General features: G+C 67.1%; 24 protein-coding genes and 1 tRNA gene. 6 read left to right on the forward strand and 19 right to left on the reverse strand.

What is annotated here, in order from left to right:
• Nucleotides 1-139: 139 nt before the first annotated feature.
• The 7 genes from A9X04_RS10865 to A9X04_RS10895 all read right to left on the reverse strand — a co-directional run bounded on the left by A9X04_RS10865 (nucleotide 140) and on the right by A9X04_RS10895 (nucleotide 5,757).
• Complete coding sequence (locus tag A9X04_RS10865; protein WP_067920164.1) at nucleotides 140-1,105, reverse strand: LLM class flavin-dependent oxidoreductase; 966 nt, start codon at nucleotides 1,103-1,105, stop codon at nucleotides 140-142.
• A 1-nt stretch (nucleotide 1,106) separates the two neighbouring features.
• Entirely contained in the window at nucleotides 1,107-1,595 is a 489-nt protein-coding gene (locus tag A9X04_RS10870) for a VOC family protein (RefSeq protein WP_067920166.1), read from the reverse strand.
• 14 nt (nucleotides 1,596-1,609) lie between these two features.
• Complete coding sequence (locus tag A9X04_RS10875; protein WP_067920168.1) at nucleotides 1,610-2,359, reverse strand: SDR family NAD(P)-dependent oxidoreductase; 750 nt, start codon at nucleotides 2,357-2,359, stop codon at nucleotides 1,610-1,612.
• Nucleotides 2,356-3,597, reverse strand: a complete 1,242-nt coding sequence (locus A9X04_RS10880) for an MBL fold metallo-hydrolase (protein ID WP_067920170.1) — start codon at nucleotides 3,595-3,597, stop codon at nucleotides 2,356-2,358. The genes A9X04_RS10875 and A9X04_RS10880 overlap by 4 nt, the downstream gene beginning before the upstream one ends.
• Before the next feature lie 19 nt (nucleotides 3,598-3,616).
• The gene (locus tag A9X04_RS10885) at nucleotides 3,617-4,879 is read right to left on the reverse strand and encodes a sulfotransferase (protein ID WP_067920172.1); all 1,263 of its coding nucleotides are present in this window, start codon (nucleotides 4,877-4,879) and stop codon (nucleotides 3,617-3,619) included.
• Between the two features lie 72 nt (nucleotides 4,880-4,951).
• Entirely contained in the window at nucleotides 4,952-5,338 is a 387-nt protein-coding gene (locus tag A9X04_RS10890) for a DUF2237 family protein (RefSeq protein WP_067920174.1), read from the reverse strand.
• A gap of 86 nt (nucleotides 5,339-5,424) precedes the next feature.
• Entirely contained in the window at nucleotides 5,425-5,757 is a 333-nt protein-coding gene (locus A9X04_RS10895) for a PE domain-containing protein (RefSeq protein ID WP_067920176.1), read from the reverse strand.
• A gap of 194 nt (nucleotides 5,758-5,951) precedes the next feature.
• Between A9X04_RS10895 and A9X04_RS10900 the strand changes: the two genes are divergently transcribed.
• Together A9X04_RS10900 and A9X04_RS10905 are read left to right on the forward strand one after the other, a co-directional pair.
• A complete protein-coding gene (locus A9X04_RS10900; RefSeq protein ID WP_067920178.1) occupies nucleotides 5,952-7,085 on the forward strand; it encodes a 1,4-beta-xylanase in 1,134 nt (377 codons plus the stop codon).
• A gap of 124 nt (nucleotides 7,086-7,209) precedes the next feature.
• On the forward strand, nucleotides 7,210-8,847 hold the full coding sequence (locus A9X04_RS10905) for a DUF4185 domain-containing protein (RefSeq protein ID WP_067920180.1): 1,638 nt from the start codon (nucleotides 7,210-7,212) through the stop codon (nucleotides 8,845-8,847).
• Between the two features lie 586 nt (nucleotides 8,848-9,433).
• On the opposite strand, the gene A9X04_RS31415 is transcribed toward A9X04_RS10905, so the two are convergent.
• Complete coding sequence (locus A9X04_RS31415) at nucleotides 9,434-10,828, reverse strand: hypothetical protein (RefSeq protein ID WP_231985703.1); 1,395 nt, start codon at nucleotides 10,826-10,828, stop codon at nucleotides 9,434-9,436.
• A gap of 57 nt (nucleotides 10,829-10,885) precedes the next feature.
• Entirely contained in the window at nucleotides 10,886-11,365 is a 480-nt protein-coding gene (locus tag A9X04_RS10915; protein WP_197509126.1) for a CAP domain-containing protein, read from the reverse strand.
• Nucleotides 11,366-11,557: 192 nt separating this feature from the next.
• Between A9X04_RS10915 and mtf2 the strand changes: the two genes are divergently transcribed.
• Nucleotides 11,558-12,400, forward strand: a complete 843-nt coding sequence (gene mtf2, locus A9X04_RS10920; RefSeq protein ID WP_082974930.1) for a fatty-acid O-methyltransferase Mtf2 — start codon at nucleotides 11,558-11,560, stop codon at nucleotides 12,398-12,400.
• Nucleotides 12,401-12,482: 82 nt separating this feature from the next.
• Here the strand turns inward: mtf2 and A9X04_RS10925 are convergent.
• From A9X04_RS10925 to A9X04_RS10935, 3 genes are all read right to left on the reverse strand, one after another.
• Nucleotides 12,483-12,572: transfer RNA gene (locus A9X04_RS10925), tRNA-Ser, on the reverse strand.
• Nucleotides 12,573-12,601: 29 nt separating this feature from the next.
• Entirely contained in the window at nucleotides 12,602-13,060 is a 459-nt protein-coding gene (locus tag A9X04_RS10930; RefSeq protein WP_067920184.1) for a nucleoside deaminase, read from the reverse strand.
• Between the two features lie 78 nt (nucleotides 13,061-13,138).
• Entirely contained in the window at nucleotides 13,139-13,660 is a 522-nt protein-coding gene (locus A9X04_RS10935; RefSeq protein WP_067920185.1) for a tRNA adenosine deaminase-associated protein, read from the reverse strand.
• Nucleotides 13,661-13,788: 128 nt separating this feature from the next.
• On the opposite strand from A9X04_RS10935, the gene A9X04_RS10940 reads away from it, so the two are divergent.
• Nucleotides 13,789-14,733, forward strand: coding sequence for a prephenate dehydrogenase (locus tag A9X04_RS10940; RefSeq protein ID WP_082974931.1), 945 nt, complete (start codon nucleotides 13,789-13,791; stop codon nucleotides 14,731-14,733).
• On the opposite strand, the gene A9X04_RS10945 is transcribed toward A9X04_RS10940, so the two are convergent.
• The 5 genes from A9X04_RS10945 to A9X04_RS10965 are packed head-to-tail and all read right to left on the reverse strand — an operon-like array spanning nucleotide 14,696 to nucleotide 18,739.
• Nucleotides 14,696-15,295 (reverse strand): putative glycolipid-binding domain-containing protein, encoded by a 600-nt coding sequence (locus tag A9X04_RS10945; RefSeq protein ID WP_067920187.1) that lies wholly within the window; start codon nucleotides 15,293-15,295, stop codon nucleotides 14,696-14,698. The genes A9X04_RS10940 and A9X04_RS10945 overlap by 38 nt on opposite strands.
• Nucleotides 15,292-16,023, reverse strand: a complete 732-nt coding sequence (locus A9X04_RS10950) for an ABC transporter permease (protein WP_067920189.1) — start codon at nucleotides 16,021-16,023, stop codon at nucleotides 15,292-15,294. The genes A9X04_RS10945 and A9X04_RS10950 overlap by 4 nt, the downstream gene beginning before the upstream one ends.
• Nucleotides 16,020-16,706: an ABC transporter permease gene (locus A9X04_RS10955; RefSeq protein ID WP_067920190.1), complete on the reverse strand. Its 687-nt coding sequence runs from the start codon at nucleotides 16,704-16,706 to the stop codon at nucleotides 16,020-16,022. Before A9X04_RS10955 ends, A9X04_RS10950 begins: the two co-directional genes overlap by 4 nt.
• A gap of 3 nt (nucleotides 16,707-16,709) precedes the next feature.
• On the reverse strand, nucleotides 16,710-17,801 hold the full coding sequence (locus tag A9X04_RS10960) for an ABC transporter ATP-binding protein (RefSeq protein ID WP_067920192.1): 1,092 nt from the start codon (nucleotides 17,799-17,801) through the stop codon (nucleotides 16,710-16,712).
• Nucleotides 17,798-18,739 carry an ABC transporter substrate-binding protein gene (locus tag A9X04_RS10965; RefSeq protein ID WP_231985704.1) on the reverse strand — a complete coding sequence of 314 codons (942 nt, stop codon included), beginning with the start codon at nucleotides 18,737-18,739 and terminating at the stop codon, nucleotides 17,798-17,800. The genes A9X04_RS10960 and A9X04_RS10965 overlap by 4 nt, the downstream gene beginning before the upstream one ends.
• A gap of 106 nt (nucleotides 18,740-18,845) precedes the next feature.
• Between A9X04_RS10965 and A9X04_RS10970 the strand changes: the two genes are divergently transcribed.
• On the forward strand, nucleotides 18,846-19,199 hold the full coding sequence (locus A9X04_RS10970) for a lipopolysaccharide assembly LapA domain-containing protein (RefSeq protein WP_067920270.1): 354 nt from the start codon (nucleotides 18,846-18,848) through the stop codon (nucleotides 19,197-19,199).
• Nucleotides 19,200-19,216: 17 nt separating this feature from the next.
• Here the strand turns inward: A9X04_RS10970 and A9X04_RS10975 are convergent, their stop codons facing one another.
• On the reverse strand, nucleotides 19,217-20,263 hold the full coding sequence (locus A9X04_RS10975; protein ID WP_067920196.1) for a phosphotransferase family protein: 1,047 nt from the start codon (nucleotides 20,261-20,263) through the stop codon (nucleotides 19,217-19,219).
• 35 nt (nucleotides 20,264-20,298) lie between these two features.
• Entirely contained in the window at nucleotides 20,299-20,907 is a 609-nt protein-coding gene (locus A9X04_RS10980; protein WP_067920198.1) for a histidine phosphatase family protein, read from the reverse strand.
• A 196-nt stretch (nucleotides 20,908-21,103) separates the two neighbouring features.
• On the opposite strand from A9X04_RS10980, the gene A9X04_RS10985 reads away from it, so the two are divergent.
• Nucleotides 21,104-22,150 carry a phosphotransferase family protein gene (locus A9X04_RS10985; protein ID WP_067920200.1) on the forward strand — a complete coding sequence of 349 codons (1,047 nt, stop codon included), beginning with the start codon at nucleotides 21,104-21,106 and terminating at the stop codon, nucleotides 22,148-22,150.
• Nucleotide 22,151: the final 1 nt, after the last annotated feature.

A 22,151-nucleotide genomic window follows, 5' to 3' on the forward strand; every position in this document is an offset into this window, starting at 1 on the left:
GCGCCGGCCGCGCCACCGATGGCGACGGACAGTCCGAATGCGGCGGCACCACCGAGGACCACCAGGGCTCTTTTCGCTTCAGGTTTCATGGTGGGCCGCGTACCCCTTGTTCGCATGCGCAATCTGAACTTCGGCGCAATTAGCTGAGCGCGGGCAGCACCTTGTCGGTGAGCAACTGGACCGACTTCCACGCCTCGTCGACGGGCATGCCGCCGACCAGCGGGTGCATCACGAGCGGCCCGTAGTTGGCTGTGTCGCGCACCTCGGCGATCAGCTCCGCGGGGGTCAGGAACCGGTACCGGCCCGACGCCTTGACCTCGTCCAGCGTCTGCACGCCGGGTAAATGCATGAGGGACCGCTGGTCGGTCGACCACCCGCCGTAAGTGACGGCCTCCCACAGGATGTGATCGCCCAGCTCCGCCCAGGCCCGGTCGGGGTCCTCGTGCAGGAAGATCATTCCGCGGTTGACCGGCCCCGGCATGAGGATGAGTGGCGTCATGCCCGCGTCGGCACACAACTCGCGGTAGTAGGCCGCGATGTCGGGCAGGTGGTCGGCCAGGCTGAGCGGCAGCCGGAATCGCGCCGCCCGCCGCGCCGTGGCCCGAGCGCCGCCCCCGACATACAGCGGTGGATGCGGCCGCGTCCAGGTGCCGGTGCACATTGCCGCGTCGGCACCGCACCACACCGACAGCGTGCGCTCGAGCAGCCTGTCCATCAGCGCGCCCCGTTGCGCGAAATCGGTTCCCAGAGCCTCATATTCGACCCTGCGGTAACCCAGGCCGACCGTGGTGTGCAGCCGGCCCCGGCTCATGTTGTCGACCAACGCGATGTCCTCGGCGAGGCGCACCGGATTCCAGAGCGGGCCCAGGGCACAGTCGACGCTGGCGATCAGCCTCGAGGTCCGCGCCAGGAACATCGCCGCCGCCATGATGGGGTTGCAGCTCCAGCCGTGTCCGGTCGCGTGGTGCTCGTCGACGCTGACCGAGGTGATGCCGTGCGACTCACCCCACTGCGCCAACTCGAGAGCGGCCGACAACAACGCGCTCTGCGTACGCGCTTCGCCCTGCGGGGACGCGAAGTTGAACCGCAACACCGTCAGCAACACGTCACGCCTCCCCCGGGCCCGTCATCGACTGCAGAAACGCCGGGAAGTCGGGAAACAGCGCGCGGTCGACGATCTCGATGCGCGTCCCGAAAGCGTCCGTGTAGTAGGCGAACAGGCCGAGGTCGGCGCCGGGCACGTCGGCGGTCATCTCGAGGGTGAAGCCGTTGTCCTGCAGCGCCCGTCCGCTCCTGGCCAGGTCGTCGCTGAAGTAGCCGATATGATGGACCGCGTTGCCCGGCGCGGCGGTCCACGCAGTTCCGGGCACCTCCCGGACGAGTTCGACGTGCGGGCTCTGCAACGAGTAGACGACCGTCGAGGTCAGTTCGCGGACGCCGGTCGCGGTGCGGAACGGCAGGGTGTAGCTCATCGGGGTGATCCACCGGTAGCCGGCCAGTGCGCTCAGCCGGGCCATGGCCGCATCGAGGTCGGGCACGACGATGCCGGTGTGGTAGAAGTCCTCGGGTCGCAGCGCCCCAACAAAAGAAGCCATGGTTTCCTCGTGTCTCAGACGCAATCCGACGCGGCGTCGACGACGAACACCGCGCCGCTGGTGTAGCTACTCTGCTCGGTGCACAAGAAGGCGATGGTGGGGGCGATCTCGCCGGTGGAACCGAAGCGGTGCAACGGGATATGCGCCAGCTCGGTCTCCACCAACTCGGCCGAGCCGTGCATGGGCGCGGTCATCGGGGTGTCGATGGCGCCCGGCGCCACTGCGTTCACCCGGATGCCCTTTCCGGCCCACTTGACCGCGAGATTCCTGGTGATGCAGATAATCCCGGCCTTCGCCGCGCCGTAGCCGGGCACCAACGGGACGGCCCGGAGTGCGGACATCGACGTCAGGTTCACCACGCTGGCACCGCCGGCCGCGGTCGACGCCTTCAATGCACGATAGAGCCCGACGGTCAGCCGATAAGGTCCGGTCAGGTTCAGCGCGACCGACGCCTCGAACCCGTCCGGCTTCGATTCATCCAGGCCGCCCGGGAAATTGGCGCCGGCGTTGTTGACGAGCACGTCAAGGCGGGTGAACTTCCGCGCCAGCGCGTCGACCGACTCCGGGTCGCTGATCTGCAGCTGGTGATAATCCATGCCGGACAGGTCGGTGTCGTAGTCGTCCGGCACCGGCTTGGTTCCGGTGACGGCGACGCGCGCGCCGGCGTCGCGGAACAACACCGCGGTCGCGTGCCCGATTCCGCTGGTGCCGCCGGTGATCAGTGCCGTGGTGCCCGTGAAGTCGAAGCTGACGCGCGCCGTCATGCGTTCCTCGCTATCTGGTTTCTGAGCCAGGCGCTTTCCCAGAAGTTGGAGCTGCCGGCCAGCAGTTTTTCATGGGCGTCCCGCAGTACGGACCGTGCCCCAACGTCGTCAGGCGGGACAAGCTCGGCCAGGTGAATGGCGTGCAGCGGGCGGCCGGCGGCAAGGTGTTCCCGGGCCCGATCCACCAGAGCGGCGGCCCCGGCCAGCTCGACCACGTCGGCGGCCACGGCATCGAACCCGACCGGATAGAGTTCGGTGGTCGACTCGTGGTGAAACCAGCCGGAGTAGTTTTCCCAGACGGCCCGCACGTCCCAGGACACCTTTCCATAGCCCTGCCCCACTTCGCATTCCGCGGGCAACGTGATCTCGCGCATCAGGGTCCGGACGTCCTTGCCGGCATTCATTCCCTCGACAGTCTGGTCATGGACGTAGCGGATGGCGTCGCGCAGCCGGGTCAGTTCGGCGTGGATGCGCTCGGCGCCCGCGATCGGTTCGAAATGACCGGTCACCAGGAGTTCGGGCCTCAGGTCGCGCACTCGCTCCACCGACGCGATCGCGGTCAGCGCGTCGCGGTACCGGTCGCCGCGCATGGTGACCAGGTTGGGAATGTGCCCGAACAGCGGACCGAAGGTGTTCCCGCACAGGCAGATCCGCTCATCCGGCAGCCACACCACCAGCGAATCGGTGGTTTCGCCGCCGGGCACCGAGATCAGCTCCATCCGCCGGCCCCCGAGGTGCAGGGTCAGCGTGTCTTCGAAGTCGACGTCCACGACGGGAACGCTCTGGCCGGCCAACCGGGTGCTACCGAGGCGCCGCTGAACGGCTTGGATGCCGGCCGCCAGGGTGTCCTTGAACGCGAAGGCGCTGCGGCTGGCGCGGTACGGGATGAGGCGCTCGTTGTCGTCGCGCCACAACGTCCAGTTCGCCTGCGCGACCACGGTCGTCTCGGGGTCGCGCACGCTGCCCAGGCCCCCGACGTGGTCGACGTGACCCTGGGTGAAGATGACGTAGCGCACCGGCGAGGGGTCGACCGCGTCGAAATTCGCGCGATGCACCGGGCCCTCGAACCCCATGCCGGTGTTGACGATCACCCGGCCCTCGTGCGTGGTGAGCAGGTAGGCGTTCGAGAGCCCCGGTGAACACCACAGGCCGGGCGCGATCTCCTCGGCCCGGTCGGCGGCCGCGGGCCGCATGGCGTCGGCCCCGGGCCTGCTGCGGTAGACCGGTTCGAAGCTCATCGTTCTCGTTCCCTTCGGGCTACGTCTCGGCCTGGACGTCGAACTTGTCGAAGTAGAAGTCGAATCGGCGGCGCAGCTCGTCGGCCGTGATGCCGAAGTGCCGATGCAGGCCGTAGCGGATGCGGCCATGTTTGCCGCGCGGATTGTCATCCAGGTACTTCTGGAACCGCGCCCGCACCTTCGGTGTCAGTTCGACGCCGCCACATTGGTAAAGCCGCTCGAGCACCGCCATTTCGCCGGCGTTCAGCTGATGGAAGTTGATGTCGACGCTGCGTTCGGCCGGCACCAGGTCGCGGTCGCGCACGCACGCGCTGAGCAGCCGGTGCACGCGGTCGGACCAGTAGTCGAGCAGCCAGTCCGGATCGATGCTCGTTCGGCGCAGCCGATCGGAGTAGGCCATCATGGTGACCGCCGACTGGATCACCGCGACGGGATCGCGGTGCGTGAAAGCCACTGTCGCGTCCGGAAACGTCGCCAGGAGCGGACCGAGTTGCTCGCAGTGCTGCGGGCTTTTCAGGACCCAGGTCCGCGGGCCGCGCAGGAAGGTCAACGCCTGGAGGACTTTCCTCAGGTATGCATAGTGCCGGTTCTGGTCCAGGTTCAGGTAGTAGTCGCGCCAATCCGGTACGCGCGCATGCCATTCCAGGACGTAGGCGGCCATATCGAGGTCGAGCAGTTCGACCTCCTCCTCGATCGCCTCGGGGAATCGGTCGTGCATGGCCGCCACTACCGGTGCGCTGGCCATGAGCGCGTCGTGCTCGGACTTGGCCCGCGCATAGCGCGGATCCACCCCGAAGATGTCGGGACCCTGGCCGCGAGCGGGAAGGGGCTCCTGGCTCTCCCAGTACGGCAACGCCCTCCGACGAGGGTCGGCGGCAATGAGATTCACCAGATGAGTGGTGCCCGATCGCGGCATGCCGACCACGATGAACGGGTTCTCGATCGGGATGGCTTCGATTTCGGGATACCGCCTGAGGAGATCGGTCAGCGACAACCGGTTGCGCAGCAATCGCACGACGCGTTGCCGCAGGGATGAGCGCGTGAGCTGACGCAGGCCTTCGTCGCCTTCGATGGCCGCGACGTGCGCCTCAAGTCGATCGCCGAAGCCGTCGACGTCTTCGAGATCGTCCGCCCCGGCCTGGTCGACCGCCTCTGCGAGCATCCGGCCCATGTCGAACTCGACGACTCTGGCCTCGGTGAACTCCAGGATCTGGCGTTGGACGTCGGTCAGCTTGGGCGCGGTCAGGTCGTCGAAGTCGATGTCGTCAACGGCAGAGCCCACCGGATCCTCTTTTCGACGCGTCGTCGACGGCAAATATGACACAGACGCTAGACGTCGATCCGGCGTGGTTCCCTACAGGTTCGCCAAGTCGTCGGGCACGTCGACCTTGTGTTCCTGCAACGCCTCCAGCGGCACCACCTCGAGGGTGCGCTCGTGCGTGGAGGCCAGCACCACCGGCGCGGCGCAGCCGTCCTGATGCGCCCGAAGCCAATTCAGCGCCGTGACACACCAACGGTCACCGGGAAGCAGTCCGGGGAACCGGTATTCGGGAACCGGTGTCAGCAAGTCGTTGCCGATGGAACGCTGATGCTCGAGGAATTCGGCCGTCATGACCGCGCAGATCGTGTGCCGGCCGAGGTCCTCGGGCCCCGTCGAGCAACAGCCGTCGCGGTAGTACCCGGTCAGTGGCTCTGTGCCGCACGGTTCCAGTGGACCGCCTAACACGTTTCGCTCGCGCACGGATTCAGTATCGCGCTCGGTAGGGCGAAGTTTGAAGTATCTTCGCCGTCCGCGTCCGGCGATTTTCTCCGGGCCGGTGCGGGTCGCTATCCCGCCACCCGGTAGCCGGCCAGCGGGCGAGCTCCGAGCACGCTGCCGGCCGCGGCCGCGTCGACCTCGGTGTAGATGCGAGCGATGTCGAGGATCGCGGTACCCGTCCGGGCCAGCTCTTGTTGCGCGGCCGTGTGCAGCGCCAGAAAGGCGGTGGCCTCCGCGGCGAACGCGACGGCCGCCTGCACCGACACCTCGTCAGCCCCGGCGGGAACCAGGGCCGTGGTCGACGGGACCGCGGTCATGCCGGCCTGAAGCCCCTGCGTGGCACCGCGGACGATGTCGGACCCGATGTTGGCTGCGGCCGGATCGAATGACAGTGCCTGCACGGGCCCACTCCTCAATGCACCGGATGATGTCGTGGGGCGATAGTAGCAGTATGAAACTGTTTGTGTATGCAAAACTGTTTTTGAGAAAGAGTTAAGAGGCCGCGGTGACGGAGTGATAACAATTCCCACGTCAAGCCGGCGCGACGCGCTGAGCAAATCCCGGGGAAATCGCCGGGAAAATTTATCGTCACATCGTGCATCGAAGAACGGCCCTCAAGCTGCCACTTCTGCTGGCAGCAGGCACCGCGCTGGCGCGAGCGCCCCGCGCCTCCGCGGAGGAACCCGGCCGGTGGCCCGCCGACCGGGCCAACCGCTGGTATCAGGCGCAGGGCTTCCTCGTCGGATCGAACTACATCACCTCCAACGCCATCAACCAGCTCGAGATGTTCCAGGCCGACAGCTACGACCCGCGGCGCATCGACACCGAGCTCGGCTGGGCCAGGTTCTACGGGCACAACACCGCGCGGGTGTTCCTGCACGATCAGCTCTGGAGCCAGGACCAGCGGGGCTTTCAGGCGCGGCTCGCGCAGTTCGTCGACATCGCCGCGCGCCACCGCATCAAGCCGCTGTTCGTGTTCTTCGACTCATGCTGGGACCCGGCGCCAAGGGCGGGTCGACAGCGCCCACCGACGCCCGGGGTGCACAACTCCGGCTGGGTGCAGAGCCCGGGCGCCGAACGCCTTGGCGACCCGCGCTACGCCGGCGTCATGCGCGACTACGTCACAGGGGTGCTGACGCAGTTCCGCAACGACGACCGCATCCTGGGCTGGGACCTGTGGAACGAGCCCGACAACCCAGCGCGCCAATACCGCAACACCGAGCGCAGCGACAAGGAACAGCTCGTCGGAAACCTGCTCCCACAAGTGTTCCGCTGGGCGCGCGCCGTGGACCCCAGCCAGCCGCTCACCAGTGGCGTGTGGCGCGGCGACTGGGGACAACCCCAGGGCCGCAGCGCAATCAGCGATATCCAGCTGGCCAACGCCGACGTGATCACGTTCCATTCCTACGCCGACCCCGCGGGCTTCGAGTCCCGGATCGGCGAGCTCGCTCCGCTCGGCAGACCGATCCTGTGCACGGAGTACATGGCCCGCCCGCGCGGCAGCACCGTCGAGGCCATTCTGCCGGTGGCCAAGCGCCACAACGTCGGTGCCATCAACTGGGGCCTGGTCGCCGGCAAGACGCAGACCTACTTTCCCTGGGAATCGTGGGACCACCCGTACACGACGATCCCGAAAGTCTGGTTCCACGATCTGCTGGGGCCCGACGGCCGCCCCTTCAGGGACAGCGAAGCACTGACGACCCGAAAGCTGGCCGGAACTCAGGCGTGAGCCTGACGCTTTGGCTCAACTGAGCGCTCGAATTGCGACGTCGACCAGCCCGTTTGCGGTAGTAGGCTGGCATCGCAGAAGGGGGCGGCCGTGTGCGTGATGTCAGGTAACCGTTGACGATGCGATGACGCTGGCAAATCTGAGCGAAGCCGAGCTGATCGGTGCGGCCGGCGGCGATCCGTGGGCGATCAACCACAGCCTGCAGACCGGCAGCCCATTTCAAATCTCTCGCCTTGCCGAGGCTTTTCACGGCGCCGGCCGGCACAGTGCTGAGGCCGACCACGCATTCGAGCAAGCCCGGAAACGCTTCGAGGTGGCGTGGAGCCACCAGAATGGCGACAACCCGATCAACGATTCCGCTGAGGTACAGCGGGTGACTAACGCCCTTGGCCAGCAGTCCGAGCAGTTGCCCAAGATCGGCGCCGACTTGGAGAACGTCGCTGCCGCGTTGGCCGACGCGCAGAAGCAGGGTGCCGCCGAGATCGCGTCCCTGGATCATCGGTTGCAGGTTCTCGACAAGCTCATCGGCGCGGCGAAGAAAGACCTACAGCTGAACCTGCCCGAGCAGGAGCGCAACAAACTGCTCAAGTTGATCGACGCTGCGCACGCCGACGCCGTTGACGACGTCCGCGATGCCGTCAAGCAAATGGATTCGATCCGCAATGCCTACTCGGACACATTGCACAAAGCGCTGGGATCGTTGCACACCGAAGGTTACGACCCGCCCCCCGTCATCGACGACACCATGGAGCGTCCGTTGCGGGGCGAGGTGCGAGACCTGGGGCCGATCGCCGGTACGGGAGGCGTTCCCGGCATTCCGGGGATCGGGGCGGCGGACTTGGGCGAGGTCGTCGAGGTGCCCGGACAGCCGGGAAAGTTTCTTGCGATCTTTGGGGATTCATTCTCCGGCAACAAGGTTGGCGAGGGTGACCACTATCGTTCCGTGGCCGTACCGGTGACCTTCGACGCCGATGGACGCCCGCACTTCGGAGCGCCGCTGACCGGAGCGAAGGACAGCGGCCACGAGCTGTTCACCATGCCCGACGAGGCGGTCAAGGCGGGGATCGACGACACGCTCCCCGCCGGGACGATCACGCTGGGGAACAAGACATACATGATGGTGACGGGCACCAAGGGAGATCTTCAGCCCGTGGGTTCGTGGCTGGTCGAAGTCAATGGCGACCCCGCCAAGGGCTGGACCATGGTGCCGGGTTCATTCCGCGCCGCGGGAGACGCACCCACTCAGGTCAGCGGCTATAAGGGCTCGGACGGCAAGGTCTACATCGCCGCCGACTCCTTCGATCGCAGCCGCGGGGTCACCATGTACCGGGCAGACCCGGACAAGGTGTTCGATCGCAACAGCTGGCAACCGTGGAACGGCAACGCCTGGGGCCAGGCGGGGCAACATGCCGCGCCGGTGACTACCGACCGCTACGGGGAGCTCAGCTTTCGGGAGATCGGCGGCAAGCCGGTCCTGTCCGGATTCAATGTGGATGCTCAAGGCGGACGTATGGAGGTGCGGGTCGGACCTGATCCGACCGGTATATTCGGCAACGTGCCGACAACAATTGTCGCGCAGAATGGCGATCCAGGTGCGGCCAAGTTTCTGCCCCAGCCGTACGGGGGATACATCATGCCTGGGTCAACATTGGATGATCTGAAAATATTTGTCAGTCAATGGAATACAGGGAGGGACGCGAGCGGTGTGCCCATCGGCACGCCCTATCAAACTCGAGAATTTCAAGTCAACCCTTTCCATTGAAACCCGCACGCGTCGAGCCACCCAGAGTCGACAGGAACGAAATGATCGCAAAAGCACTCCCCGGCTGTTGCGCACTCATGTGCGCCGGTTCAATGGTTGTAGTCATGGCGTACGCCGACGCGCTCAGCTTCCCTGACCTGAGCGGATACGCTCCCGCCAATGCGAGAGATTATGAGATCTCAGTGCCCAATCCGGGACGGCAGCCCGAACCGACGGTGTATTTCCTGACGCCTGACGGCGTCGTCTGCAAATTCACCCTCGATCAGGCATCGTGCAGTGGAAATAACTTGCCTGCTGTACCCCCGGCGGCATCAAATCCTGACGCCGGAATCAGCGGCGTCAATTGGATAGGAACCACGAGTGGTCTGAAACAGACGAGTGGGGGCGAACCGTCGCATGTAATTCTCGGACAGCCCATCAAGACGCTTCCTCCGGAGCACTCTCTCACGGTGAATGGATTTGTTTGCGGAGTCGATAGTTCAGGGATGACCGCATGTAAAGACCCGCAAGGGCGTGGCTTCGTGCTGTCGCCGCACGGCTCCGGTTGGCTGCCACACGTGTGAACGGTGCTTGGGCGGGGCAGTTCTCAGGCGGCTTTGATCCTGCGTACGGTCTCGGCGAGAAGCTCGTCGAGGTTACTCAACGGCAGGGGCGGGGTGTCCCCCTTGAACAGCCATCCCCCGACACTTGAGCTGCTGATGACGATCAGCCCGCGTACTTGGGCAACTCGCAGGGCCTCGACGCCTTCACCACACACGCCGTGGCCGCGGACATCGACCTCGCGCATCCACCGATGCGTTAACCGAACCGTGTCCTCGCCTTCGGCGACAGCCGAGTCGGTTTGGAGGGACTGGCGATTCTGGCGTTCCCCGCACACTGTCGGCTTCTCGGCCAAATGCGGGGTGCAAGTAGCGATCTCAGTCCGAAGATCGGCCAGGAAGTTATCGCCAGCATGCGCCCGGCTGATCATCACTTTGGGCCTCGGTGGTTTTCCGGGCTTGTCCCACTTCGATTCGTCGAAGTCCTGCCAGCCTGCCAAGGGGTCGTAACGCGGGGCGGAAACCTGGCCACCGGAGGGGCAGAGCGACCAAGATCGGCTGCCCGGCTCGCCGGCGGAGGTGCTGCTGTCAGCAGGTGCGGTCTCAATGCCGGAATCCACCCGCAGCGCCGGAAGCAGCGTCGAGATCTGGGCCTGGCTCCAGTCGGCGAGCAGCGGCGGCAGCGCCGAGCGTGGTCGCGGTCGTCCTGCCGCGCCGATCAATTGCCACAGAAGTTGATTACGCGAGGCCGCCGACGGATCGGGCGTGCGATACCACGCCTGCACGGTCACCCTGCTGGGAAGCTCGGTCGCCGCCATGTTGACGACGGAGGGCCATTGCATGCCGGTGTCACCCGACTGATACTGCGTCAGCTTTTCGCTGGATTCACCGATCAGCCAGCCTTTGATGCCGTCGTTGTCCATGGAATGGGCAGTCGTCCACATGGGACACCGACGAGCCCACGTTTCCATCGCACTCGTGACGTCGTTACCTTCGTCGGCAACGGTGAACCGGACCCGGACGGAATCGCCGCCGTTTGCAGGGAATCGATTGCTCAAGGAACGACCAGTGGCGTCTGTGGCTGGGCTGTACTCCACGTCCAATTCCGGCTTATCCGTCGCTCCGAACCTCGGCAGATGCTGGCAGTCTTCGGGAGTGGACTCCCGCCCTTGGAAGGGCGGCTCAGCCCCGAAACTCGAACGGGGCTCGTAGACGCTCACGCGGTTGAAGAGATTGTCTTGTACGTCGGCCAACCCCGGTATGCAGCGTGCCAACCGGTCCGGCGCACAATCCCCGCCTTCGGTCGGCGCGGCCGTCAGCGTCGCCGGACTCGAAGCCGATTCGTGCTTGTGAGATGTGCAGGCAACCGCGGTCATCACGAGCACCGCCACCACGCCAAGCCTCGCGACCGCGCGAACGAGACCCCGATCAACCGACGCCACGGGCCGACTCTATGCCACTGGCCTGGTCGAGCAACGAAACGTTTTGCGCAGCGAGCTTTACGGAGCCGCGAAGTCACCCACCACGGTCATCTTGTTGCCGTCCCAGGCGGTGGCGAAGCCGGCCGCGGTGAAAGCGCAGTTCACGATGATCCCTCGGTGTGGAGGGCTTTGCATCCACGAGTCGAGGGCCTGGGTCGGATTCGCCGCTGATCCGGTACCCCAAAAGACGATCTCCCCCGTTGCGGGGGTCCTGCTGTAGCCGGCATCTGCGATGCGCGTCCGCGGCGAAGATCCATCGGACCCGATATGGCCGCTTAAACCGGTGCGCAGCATATCGTCGGCGTGCCGCTGCGCCGCCGCCCGCAACCGCGGGTCGTCACTGAGCGGAGCGCATGGCTGACGGAGTCCGTTGACGCCGCTGTACAGCACGGTGCCCGGATCGTCTGCGTGCGCGACGAATTCAGTGGCAACGCCCGGAATCGCGACGAGCGCACTGCAACACGAGAAGAGGGCGACGATCGCGATGTTCTTCGTCATGTGGCCTCTTGCCGCGCGCTTGGCAGTTCTCCGTAAGGCAATGCTATCCACCTTCGACCGAGCATGCCGAGGATCGGAAGGAAATCGGTGCACTCACAGGGAAGAACGGGCGCCAACCACGTGGACAATCCGGATTGACTCGGTTGCGTCGAATGTGATCAAAGCCGCGCCGGGATTTGCTATGCTCCGCCGATGGCGCTGCAGGGTCAACAGCGCGGCTTTCGTCGCGTGCTCCTGGACACGGTCAATCTGAAGTATGCGCAGTATATCCATGAGTATTTCTATCAGAAGTTCTTCTACCGCTACTTGACCCGCAAGCTGTCCGTCAAAGACGTGTTGTTCCTCAACTACGGCTATGAGGAAGATCCGCCGATGGGCATTCCGCTTGAGCCCTCCGACGAGCCGAACCGGTATTTCATTCAGCTTTATCACCGTACGGCGACGCAGGTGGATCTCAGTGGCAAGCAGGTCCTCGAGGTCGGTTGCGGCCACGGCGGTGGGAGCTCATACCTCATGCGGACCCTGCACCCGGCCTCATACACCGGGCTGGACTTGAACTCGGCCGGTATCGCCTTTTGCCGGGAAAGACACCATATCGCCGGCCTGAAGTTCGTCGAAGGCGACGCCGAGGACCTGCCTTTCCCGGACGAATCGTTCGACGCGGTGATCAATATCGAATCCTCGCACCTTTACGCGCAATTTCCGCGCTTCCTCTGCGAGGTTGTGCGTGTGCTGCGCCCGGGCGGGCATTTTCTCTACGCCGATTTCCGCCTCACCGAGGGGCTTGCCGTCTGGGAGGCACAATTAGCCGACGCGCCGATGCGGATCGTCTCGCAGCGGGTGATCAATTCAGAAGTCATGCGCGGGATGGAGAACAATTCACAGTGGTGGATGGCGGCGGTGAATGCGCTTGTGCCCGCCTTCGCGCGCAGCTTTGCCGTAACCCGCGGTTACCGATTCGTGTGGAACACGTACCAGGGCTTCCGAACTGGGGGACCCACCGAATACCGGATGTACTGCTTCGTCAAGGCGTGAGGCGGTCTCCCGCGCGGAGAACGCCTGGCCGCGGTGGGAACCGCGGACCGCGACCTGAGTTGCTGGACGCGGTTAGGGGCGTTGGCGGTGGCGGAGGGATTTGAACCCTCGGACGGTGTTAGCCGTCACACGCTTTCGAGGCGTGCTCCTTAGGCCGCTCGGACACGCCACCGCCGAGCAGCTTATCTGACGGCCGGCCCCTCACCCCAATCGCTGGCGAGCGAAGAAGGCCTCCAGCGGTGCGGCGCACTCTTCGGCGAGCACGCCGCCACGCACTTCCGGCCGATGGTTGAGCCGCCGATCGCGGACCACGTCCCATAGGGATCCCACCGCTCCGGTCTTCGGTTCCCACGCGCCGAACACGAGCCGGCCGATACGGGCCAGGACCAGCGCGCCGGCGCACATGGTGCATGGTTCGACGGTGACGGCCAGTGTGGCGCCCTCCAGCCGCCAGCCGTCACCGAGGACGCCGGCTGCCGCGCGCAGCGCCAGGATCTCGGCGTGCGCCGTGGGATCGCCCAGGGCCTCTCGGGCATTGACCGCGCGGGCCAGTTCGGTTCCGTCGGCGCCGACGACCACCGCACCGATGGGCACGTCGCGGGGACCCGCCGTCGCCGCGACCGACAACGCGGCACGGATCAGGTCTTCGTCGCCGATCACCGACGGGGCTCGGTCATCCGTGGCGACCCGCTACGCCCGGCTCCGCCGCGCTTGCGATCGCCACGACCGCGCTCGCGATCACCGACCGATGCGGTCGATCACGGCCGACAACTGGTCGGCGAAGCCCATCTCCCGGGCGATGCGGCCGAGCTGCTCGTCCGCGTACAGGTCGGCCTCGTCGAGGATGACGCCCAGCACCGCCTCGGGCAGGCCGATATCGGACAGCAGCCCCAGGTCGCCCTCCTCGAAGGGGTCCGATTCCTCGAGGTCCTCAGGGTCGATGTCGGCGTCAAGTTTGTCCAGCACTTCGGCGGCGATGTCGTAGTCCAACGCCGCGGTGGCGTCCGACAGCAGCAACCGCGTCCCGGACGGCGCCGGGCGCACGATCACGAAGAACTCGTCATCCACGTCGAGCAGCCCGAACACGGCGCCGGAGCTGCGCAGCTCCCGCAGCTCGGTCTCGGCGGCCTTCAGGCTCGTCAGCGATTTGCGCGCCATCGGGGAACACCGCCACTGACCCTCTTCGCGCACGACCGCTACGCCGAAACCGTCCGGCGTATCGGCAGACAGGCCCTGGGCTGAGGCCCGTTGTGCTCCCATGGCCGCTTACGGTAGTCGCAGACGAGGCCCCCTGACCAGATGGAGCGAAACGCGGCAACGTCTGACCACACCGCGCCGCCGGATTGTGCCAACCTTGGTCTGTGGCTAGCCCTGTTTCTCGACCACCGGTGTGCGTGCTCGGGCTGGGGCTGATCGGCGGCTCGATCATGCGGGCCGCCACGGCCGCGGGCCGGCAGGTGTTCGGCTACAACCGGTCGGTGGAGGGTGCGCACGGGGCCACCGCCGACGGTTTCGACGCCAGCACCGACCTGACCGCCATGCTGACCCGCGCCGCTGACGCCGGCGCGCTGATCGTGCTGGCGGTGCCCATGCCGGCGATGGCCGGCATGCTCGCCCACATCGGCGAACTGGCCCCGAATTGCCCGTTGACCGACGTCACCAGCGTCAAACGGGCGGTGCTCGACGAGGTCGTCGCGGCCGGCCTGCGGCAGCGGTTCGTCGGCGGTCACCCGATGACCGGCACCGCTCACTCGGGTTGGGCTGCGGGCAACCCCGGCCTGTTCACCAGGGCGCCGTGGGTGGTCAGCGTGGACGACCACGTCGACCCGGTGGTGTGGTCGATGGTGATGACGCTGGCGCTGGATTGCGGCGCGGTTGTGGTGCCGGCCAAGTCCGACGATCACGACGCCGCGGCGGCCGCCATCTCCCACCTCCCGCACCTGCTGGCCGAGGCGCTGGCGGTCATCGGGGGGGAAGTCCCGCTGGCCTTCGCGCTGGCCGCCGGATCGTTCCGCGACGGGACAAGGGTGGCCGCCACCGCCCCGGACCTGGTGCGGGCGATGTGCGAGGGCAACGCCGACCAGCTGGTGCCCGCCGCCGACCGGGTCATCGAGCTGCTGAGCCGGGCCCGCGACTCACTGGTCGGGCACAAATCGGTGGCCGAACTCGTCGAGGCCGGGCACGCCGCCCGGACGCGCTACGACAGCTTCCCGCGTTCCGAGATCTTCCACGTCGTCATCGGCACCGAGAACTGGCGCGAGGAGTTGGCAGCCGCCGGCCGGGCGGGCGGGGTGATCAGATCCGCTCTGCCAAGCCTGGATAGTCGACGATGAAGCCCTCTTCGTCGACGCTCACGACGGTGTCGGCGACCGGGGAGCGCAGCTTGATGCCGTCGAGACCGCCCGAGCTGGTGTAGCTCACCAGGTCCGCGGTGATGGACATGTCAGGCAGGTTGACATAGACCACCGGCAACGTGACCGAGTCCGCCCGTTCGTGGAGGCCGAGCCTGCGGATGGGCAACGCGTTGAAGAACGGGCTGAACACCACGTCGCAGTCCAGGGCGCCGTTGTAGCCCGCGCGGCGCTCGCCCTGATGGTCGGTCACCAGCCACATGTTCTCTTCGTCACGGGCGATGGAGATCACACGTTCCCGCTCGGCCAGCGTGACGGTCATGCCGAGCCGCTTGGTGGCGCCGGTCTCATCGGTCTGCAGGTCGTAGTACGCCCCGAACGCCGGATTGGTTGCCGTTGCGGCCGCCACGATGCGGCCGTTGGCCTTGATTCTCTTGCCGGACACCTGAATTCGTACCGATTCCATCCGCGATACGTCCTGTGCACGCCAGGTGAGCATCGCCTGCCATACCCGCCGAGTCGAATCCGAGGAATCTGTGTTCACTCACCTACCGTAAATCGTCCCCCCAGCCGTGGCGTACCTGCCCGGCGCTCGCGGTTGCCGACGGTCTTGCGCAGGCGGTCGCCGCCCGGCACCGACGCCCACACCGCCAACGCCAGCAGCCCGTCGAGCGCCAACGCCAACACGGCCACCATCAAGGCGCCGACCAGGGCGAGGTGAAACTCGCGCTCCTTGATTCCGTCGATCAGGTATCTGCCCAGCCCGCCCAGACTGGCGTAGGCCGCGACCGTCGCGGTGGCAACCACCTGCAGCGTCGCGCTGCGCAACCCGCCCAGGATCAACGGCATCGCGTTGCGCGCCTCCACCCAGAGCACCTGGGCCTCCGTCATTCCCATCGCGCGGGCGGCGTCGACCACGGTCGGGTCCACGTTGGCGATTCCCGCATACGTGCCGGCCAGCAGCGCCGGGACACCCAACAGCATCAGGGCGACCAGTGGTGGCCCCAGGCCCAGCCCGAACAGCAGCGTTCCGAGCAACAGCACGCCCAGGGTCGGCAGTGCGCGAAGCCCGTTGACCGCGCCGACCACCAGCAGGGTGCCGCGACCGGTGTGTCCGATGATCAGCCCAGCGGGAACGGCGATCAGGGCCGAGGCGCCCACCGCGATCGCCGTGTACTCGAGATGCTCCAGGACACGCGCCGCCAGTCCGACCGGGCCCGTCCAGTTGTCGGCGGTCAACAGGTAGGTGACGGCGCGCTGCACGAAGTTCATCGCGCGCCACCCACGATCGGGGCCACCACCGACCGTCGGCGCGGGGTGCGCCCCGCGCGCTCCCACGGTGTGACCAACCGGCCGGCCACCACGATCAACGCGTCGATGACGATCGCCAGCGCGAAGAGCGCGATGATGCCCGCGAGGATCTGGTCGCTCTTGTTGGTCTGATAGCCCTCGGTGAACCAGGCGCCCAGGCCGCCGATGCCGATCACCGAACCCACCGAGACCATCGCGATGTTGGTGACCACCACCACCCGCAACCCGGCCACCAGGACCGGAACAGACAGCGGTAGTTCGACTTTCAGTATCCGGGCGAGCGGCGAGTAGCCGACCGCGGTCGCGGCGTCGCGCACCGGGGCCGGCACCGCGTCCAGCGCCTCGAGCACCGCCCGCACCAGCAACGCCGCGGTGTAGGCGGTCAGCGCGACCATCACATTGGCCTCGTCGAGGATCCGGGTCCCGATGATCATCGGCAACACCACGAACAGCGCCAGCGACGGGATGGTGAACACGACGCTCGCGGTTGCCGTCGTCAGCCGGCGCGCAAGCGGCGCGCGCTGCACCGCCGCGCCCAGTGGGACCGCGATCGCCAACCCGATCAGCACCGGCACCAACGACAGCCGCAGATGGACGAGAGTCAGCGCCCAGGCGCCGTCGAGGTGGGTGAGCAGGTAGTGCATCGCTCAGTCCCGCCGTCGGGCTGCCACCGCGTCCAGCACGTCGCCGGCCAGCACACCGCCGATGACCCGGCCGCCGTCGTCGACGGCGACGCCCATCCCCGACGGCGACGACAGCGCCGCGTCCAGCGCCTGGCTGAGATTTCCGCGGGGACGAAACAGCGAGCCGACGCCGCTCATGCTGTCGGACAACGAGGCACCCCCGCGATGACGGCGCAGCCCTTCGGTGTCGATCCAGCCCAGCGGCGCGCCGGCGCCGTCCACCACCACCGCCCAACCGTCTGCCGGGCAGGTATTGAGCAGGTCGCCCGCGGGGATGCGCTGCACGTCGTGGAGCGGCAGGCCGGCGGCATCGATGAGTTGCAGCCATCGGTAGCCGCGGCCCAGGCCGATGAACCTCGCCACGAAATCGTTGGCCGGGCGCGACAGCAGCCGCGCGGGGTCGTCGTACTGCTGCAACGACCCGGCCCGGAACACCGCGACCTTGTCGGCGAGCTTGAGCGCCTCGTCGATGTCGTGGGTGACGAAGACGATCGTCTTGCGCAATTCGCTTTGCAGGCGCAGGATTTCGTTCTGCAGATCGAGCCGGACGACGGGGTCGACGGCCGAGAACGGCTCGTCCATCAACAGGATGGGCGGGTCGGCCGCCAGTGCACGCGCCACGCCGACGCGTTGTTGCTCCCCGCCGGACAGCTGCGCGGGGTAGCGGCCGGCGAGCTTGGCGTCCAGCCCCACGCGTTCGAGCACCCCATAGGCGGCGGCGCGCGCCGACCGCCGGGATTGGCCCTTGAGCACCGGAACCGTTGCGACGTTGTCGATCACCCGAAGGTGCGGCATCAGTCCGGCGTGCTGGATGACGTAGCCGATGCCGAGGCGCAGCCGCACCGGGTCGAGGGTGGACACGTCCACCCCGTCGACGGTGATTGCGCCGGCCGTCGGCTCGATCATCCGGTTGATCATGCGCAGCGCCGTGGTCTTGCCGCTGCCCGACGAACCGACGAAGACGGTCAACTTCCCAGTCGGAACGGTCAGGCTCAACCGGTCCACCGCGGTGGTCCCGTCGGCGAAGGCCTTGCTGACGTCGTCGAAAACGATCATTGCCCGACCGGGTGATTGAAGCCGTTGTCCCGCAGCCATTTCCGGGCGGCCTGATCCGGATCAACGCCGGAGTTTCCCGCCACGGCGGCGTTGAGTCCGGCCACCCCCGCGGTGGTCAGCCTCGCCGACACGGCATCCAGCACCTCCTTGAGCCGGTCCGACTTCTTCTGCGAGTTGACCAGCGGCACGATGTTACCGGCCAAGAAGTTGTGCGCGGGGTCTTCGAGCACCACCAAATGGTTCTGCGGGATGGCCGGTGACGTGGTGAAAACGTTTGCGGCGTTGACCCTTCCCTCGACCAAGGCGCGCACCGTTACCGCGCCGCCGCCGTCGTCGATCGCGACGAAGTCGCCGGGGCTGATGTCGAGTCCGTACTTCTGCCGCAACCCCGGCAGGCCGGCCGGCCGCGTCGCGAACGCCGAGGGTGCGCCGAACCTCACGTCCGCCGAATAGGCCGCCAGGTCGGCGATTGTCTTCAGCTTCCAGGCATTAGCCGTCCCACCGGTCACGGTCACGGTGTCGGTGTCGGAGGCCGGCGAGGGCGTCAGGATCGCCAGATCCCCCGGAAGTTTGTGGTCGAGCTCCAACTCGACGGCGTCCAGTACGGTCGCCGTCGACTCGGGCGCGAAATAGAGCAGCAGGTTGCCGATGTACTCGGGCACCAGGTCGATGGAATGGTCTTTCAGCGCGGGGATATAGGTCTCCCGGCTGCCGATCCCCATCCGCCGGCCCACCTCGAATCCGTTGGCCTGCAACGCTTGTGCGTAGATCTCGGCGATGATGTGTGATTCCGGGAAGTCGCCGGACCCCACGACGATTGACTTCGGGCTGCGGACGGCGCCGCCCAGCGGGTCGGAGCTACTGCACGCCGATAGGACGCAGATCGCCGTGAACCAGACCGTCGCTTGGATCATCGCGCGGTGCGCGCGCGACGGCATCCCCATACCGCTGACATTAACGGCAGAACCGCGCGGGCGCCGGGACCCGGCGGGCCGGTTGCGCGGTTTGGTTTCATTCTTTGCCCGATGGGACAAAGATGACACCATGAGCAGCCACACCCCTGCCTCGCCCAGCCAGCCGCCCGCCAAGCCCGCCGCGGCGCCCGAACCGGGCAAGGCGCCCAGGGAACCGGCGATCGGGTTCACCCGCGCCGGTGCGCTGTGGTCGTCCCTGATCGGCGGCTTCCTGATCCTGATTCTGTTGCTGATCTTCATCACTCAGAACACGGTGGAGACGCCCTTTACGTTCTTGGGCTGGCACTGGAGGCTGCCGCTGGGGGTGGCCATCCTGCTGGCGGCCGTGGTGGGCGGGCTGATCACTGTGGCCGTCGGCACCGCGCGGATCCTTCAGCTACGGCGGGCGGCGAAGAAGCACCACGCGGCCTCGCGCAAGGGTTAGCGCGCCGCGGGCGCGCCTCAGCGGGGCAGCTTGGCCAGCTCCGCCAGCCCGCGGGAGATCAGCGGCGCCACGACCTCCGGTGTGTGGTCGGTGTCCAGCCCGCGCGCCTGGTCCGACATCCGTCTGCGGAAGTCGATGCCCGCGGCGATGATCGCGAGCTTGAAGTAGGCCAGCGCCATGTAGAACTCCCAATGCGCCAGCGGCAGCCCGGCCACGAGTGAATACCGGTCGGCCAACTCGTCGGCCGTCGGCAGCAGCGGCGACGTCCACGCGGCCTGGGCGTTGACGATCAGGTCCAGCGCGGGGTCGCGGTACACGCACATCAGCGCCGCGTCGGACAGCGGGTCGCCGAGGGTGGACAGCTCCCAGTCGACCACGGCGCGCACCTTCGTCGGGTCGTCGGCGTCCAGGATGGTGTTGTCGATCCGGTAGTCGCCGTGCACGATCGACGTGCGGCTCTGCTGGGGAATGGCTTCCTGCAGACCGGCATGCAGGCGCTCGACGTCGGCGTCACGGCGGTCGTCGGGCAGCCGCACCAACGCCCACTGCGAGCCCCACCGCCGCACCTGGCGCTCCAGGTACCCGCTGGGCTTGCCGAAGTCCGCCAGGCCCACGGCCGCGGGGTCGACGTTGTGCAGATCGACGAGGACCCGGATCAGCGAGTCGACGCAACCCTCGATGACGGTGTGGCTGAAAGCTTCCAGCTGGGCGCGGCGGCGCACCACCTGACCGGCGACGAATTCGACGATCTGAAACGGCGCACCCAGCACGGATTGGTCCTCGCACAGCGCGATCGCGCGCGCCACGGGGACGGGTGTGTCCCACAGCGCGGCGACCACCCGGTACTCGCGCGCCATGTCGTGCGCCGACGGGGTCAGCCCGTGCAGAGGCGGGCGCCGCACCAGCCAGCTGGTCGCGTCGTCGTAGACCCGGAACGTCAGATTGGACCGCCCACCGGAGATGAACTCCGCGCGCAACTCGCCCTCGCGTCCGATACCCAGCGAGCGCAGGTAGGCGTCCAGCGAGGCCAGGTCGAGCCCTTCGAGTTGGTCAGCTGAAGTCACCGGACTTGTTTACCACCGCCACAGGGCGGTCCGGCTCACCACCGCTGATTTCGCGGCAGCAGGTCCCACACGTGCTCGACCCCGTTGACCCCCGCGACCGTCGCCTGGCCTGATCGCGAGAACAGCAGCCGGGTGATCGAGGCGTAGTCGACCGGAAAGGACAACAGGCGGGACGTCCCCAGGATCTGGTGCAGCAGGACGTTGATCACGCCGCCGTGGCTGAACACCGCGACGGTGGCCTCGGGGTCGGCGGCGGCGACGAGGTCGTCGACGGCCGCGCGCACCCGCGCCAGGAAGGCGTCCTCGTCGACCGCGCTCGGCAGGTGGCCTTGGGCCAGGCGCGCCCACTCCTCGGGCATCTCCTCGCGGATCTGCTCGACGGGGATGTAGAGCGGAAGGTCGCGGTCGTATTCAGCGAATCGGTCGTCGATCTCTACCGCTAGCTCCCGCGCCGCCGCGACCGGTTCGGCGGTCTGGACCGCGCGCCGCTGGGGGCTGCTCACCACCCGGGAGATGGGAAACCGGTCCAGCGCCTTGGGTAGCCGCTCGATCTGCGCCAATCCCTCGTCCGACAGGTGCGGGTCGGAGCCCTGCCCGTGTTCGCTGCGCAATGGCAGCGCGTGCCGGACCAGAAGCAATTGCATGTGTTCGTTCCTGTCTGTGGTTGGCGCGACGTGTTCATTCAATGCACGCGGACCGGCCGCCGCAAAACGGGGGCGCGGCGACGGCCGCCGCAGGGCCCGGGGGTTTCTGCTCGCCGCGACAAGCCGGACTGATCCGAAAGCCCCGCGCCTACGCCCCGGAGAATGCTATTCTCCGCACAGAGAGCGAGGTGTGCGGATGGCGACGGTAGGCCAGGCCCAGTTGGAAGCGGGCGTTGTTGCGCGTTGGCTGGACGCGAACGATGCGCCGGGAAACGGCGAGGAGCCGCGGCTGGAGCAGCTGAAGGGCGGTTCGCAGAACACGCTGTACCTGCTCGAGCGCGGCGGCGAGCGGATGGTGTTGCGCATGCCCGGCGCCCGCGCCGACGCCGCGCGCATCGACGGCTTGCTGCGCGAGATCCGGCTGGTGCGCGCGCTGTCCGGCACCGACGTCCCGCATGCGGCGCTGATCGCCGCCGACGACACCGGTGCCGTGCTCGGCATGCCGTTCTACGTCATGCAGGCCATCGACGGGTGGAGCCCGATGGACGGCGGATGGCAGCCGCCGTTCGACACCGACCTGAATGCCCGACGCGGGCTGGCCGTCGAACTCGTCGAAGGCGCGGCCAAGCTGGGCCGGGTGGATTGGCGCGCACAAGGTCTCGAGGGTTTCGGCCGCCCGGACGGATTCCACGACCGGCAGGTGGATCGCTGGCTGGCGTTCCTCGACGCCTACAAGGTGCGCGAGCTGCCCGGCCTGGACGTGGCCGCGGACTGGCTGCGAAACAACCGGCCCGCGCGCTACCGGCCCGGCATCATGCACGGCGACTACCAGTTCGCCAACGTGATGTTCGCCCACGACGCGCCGGCGCGGCTGGCCGCGATCGTGGACTGGGAGATGACGACGGTCGGCGATCCGCTGCTGGATTTGGCGTGGTGCCTGCTGGGCTACGACGGCGAAGAGCCGCGCGCCGACGGCTTCTATCTGGACATGCGCGGCATGCCCAGCCGGAGCGAATTGCTCCGGCATTACGAGACGGTCAGCGGGCTTTCCACCGAGAACATCGACTACTACCTGGTGCTGGCGAATTGGAAGCTCGGCATCGTGCTGGAAAAGACCTACGCTGCCGGGGTGCGCACCGGAAAGGTCGACCCCAAGGTCCAAGACGCCTTCGGGACGATGATCCCGCAGCTGATCGCGACGGCGGCCGAGCTGGCCCGCTCGTTGCCCTCCGGGGCCCACTGAA

The organism is Mycobacterium sp. E3247 (assembly GCF_001667785.1).
Lineage (GTDB): Bacteria > Actinomycetota > Actinomycetes > Mycobacteriales > Mycobacteriaceae > Mycobacterium.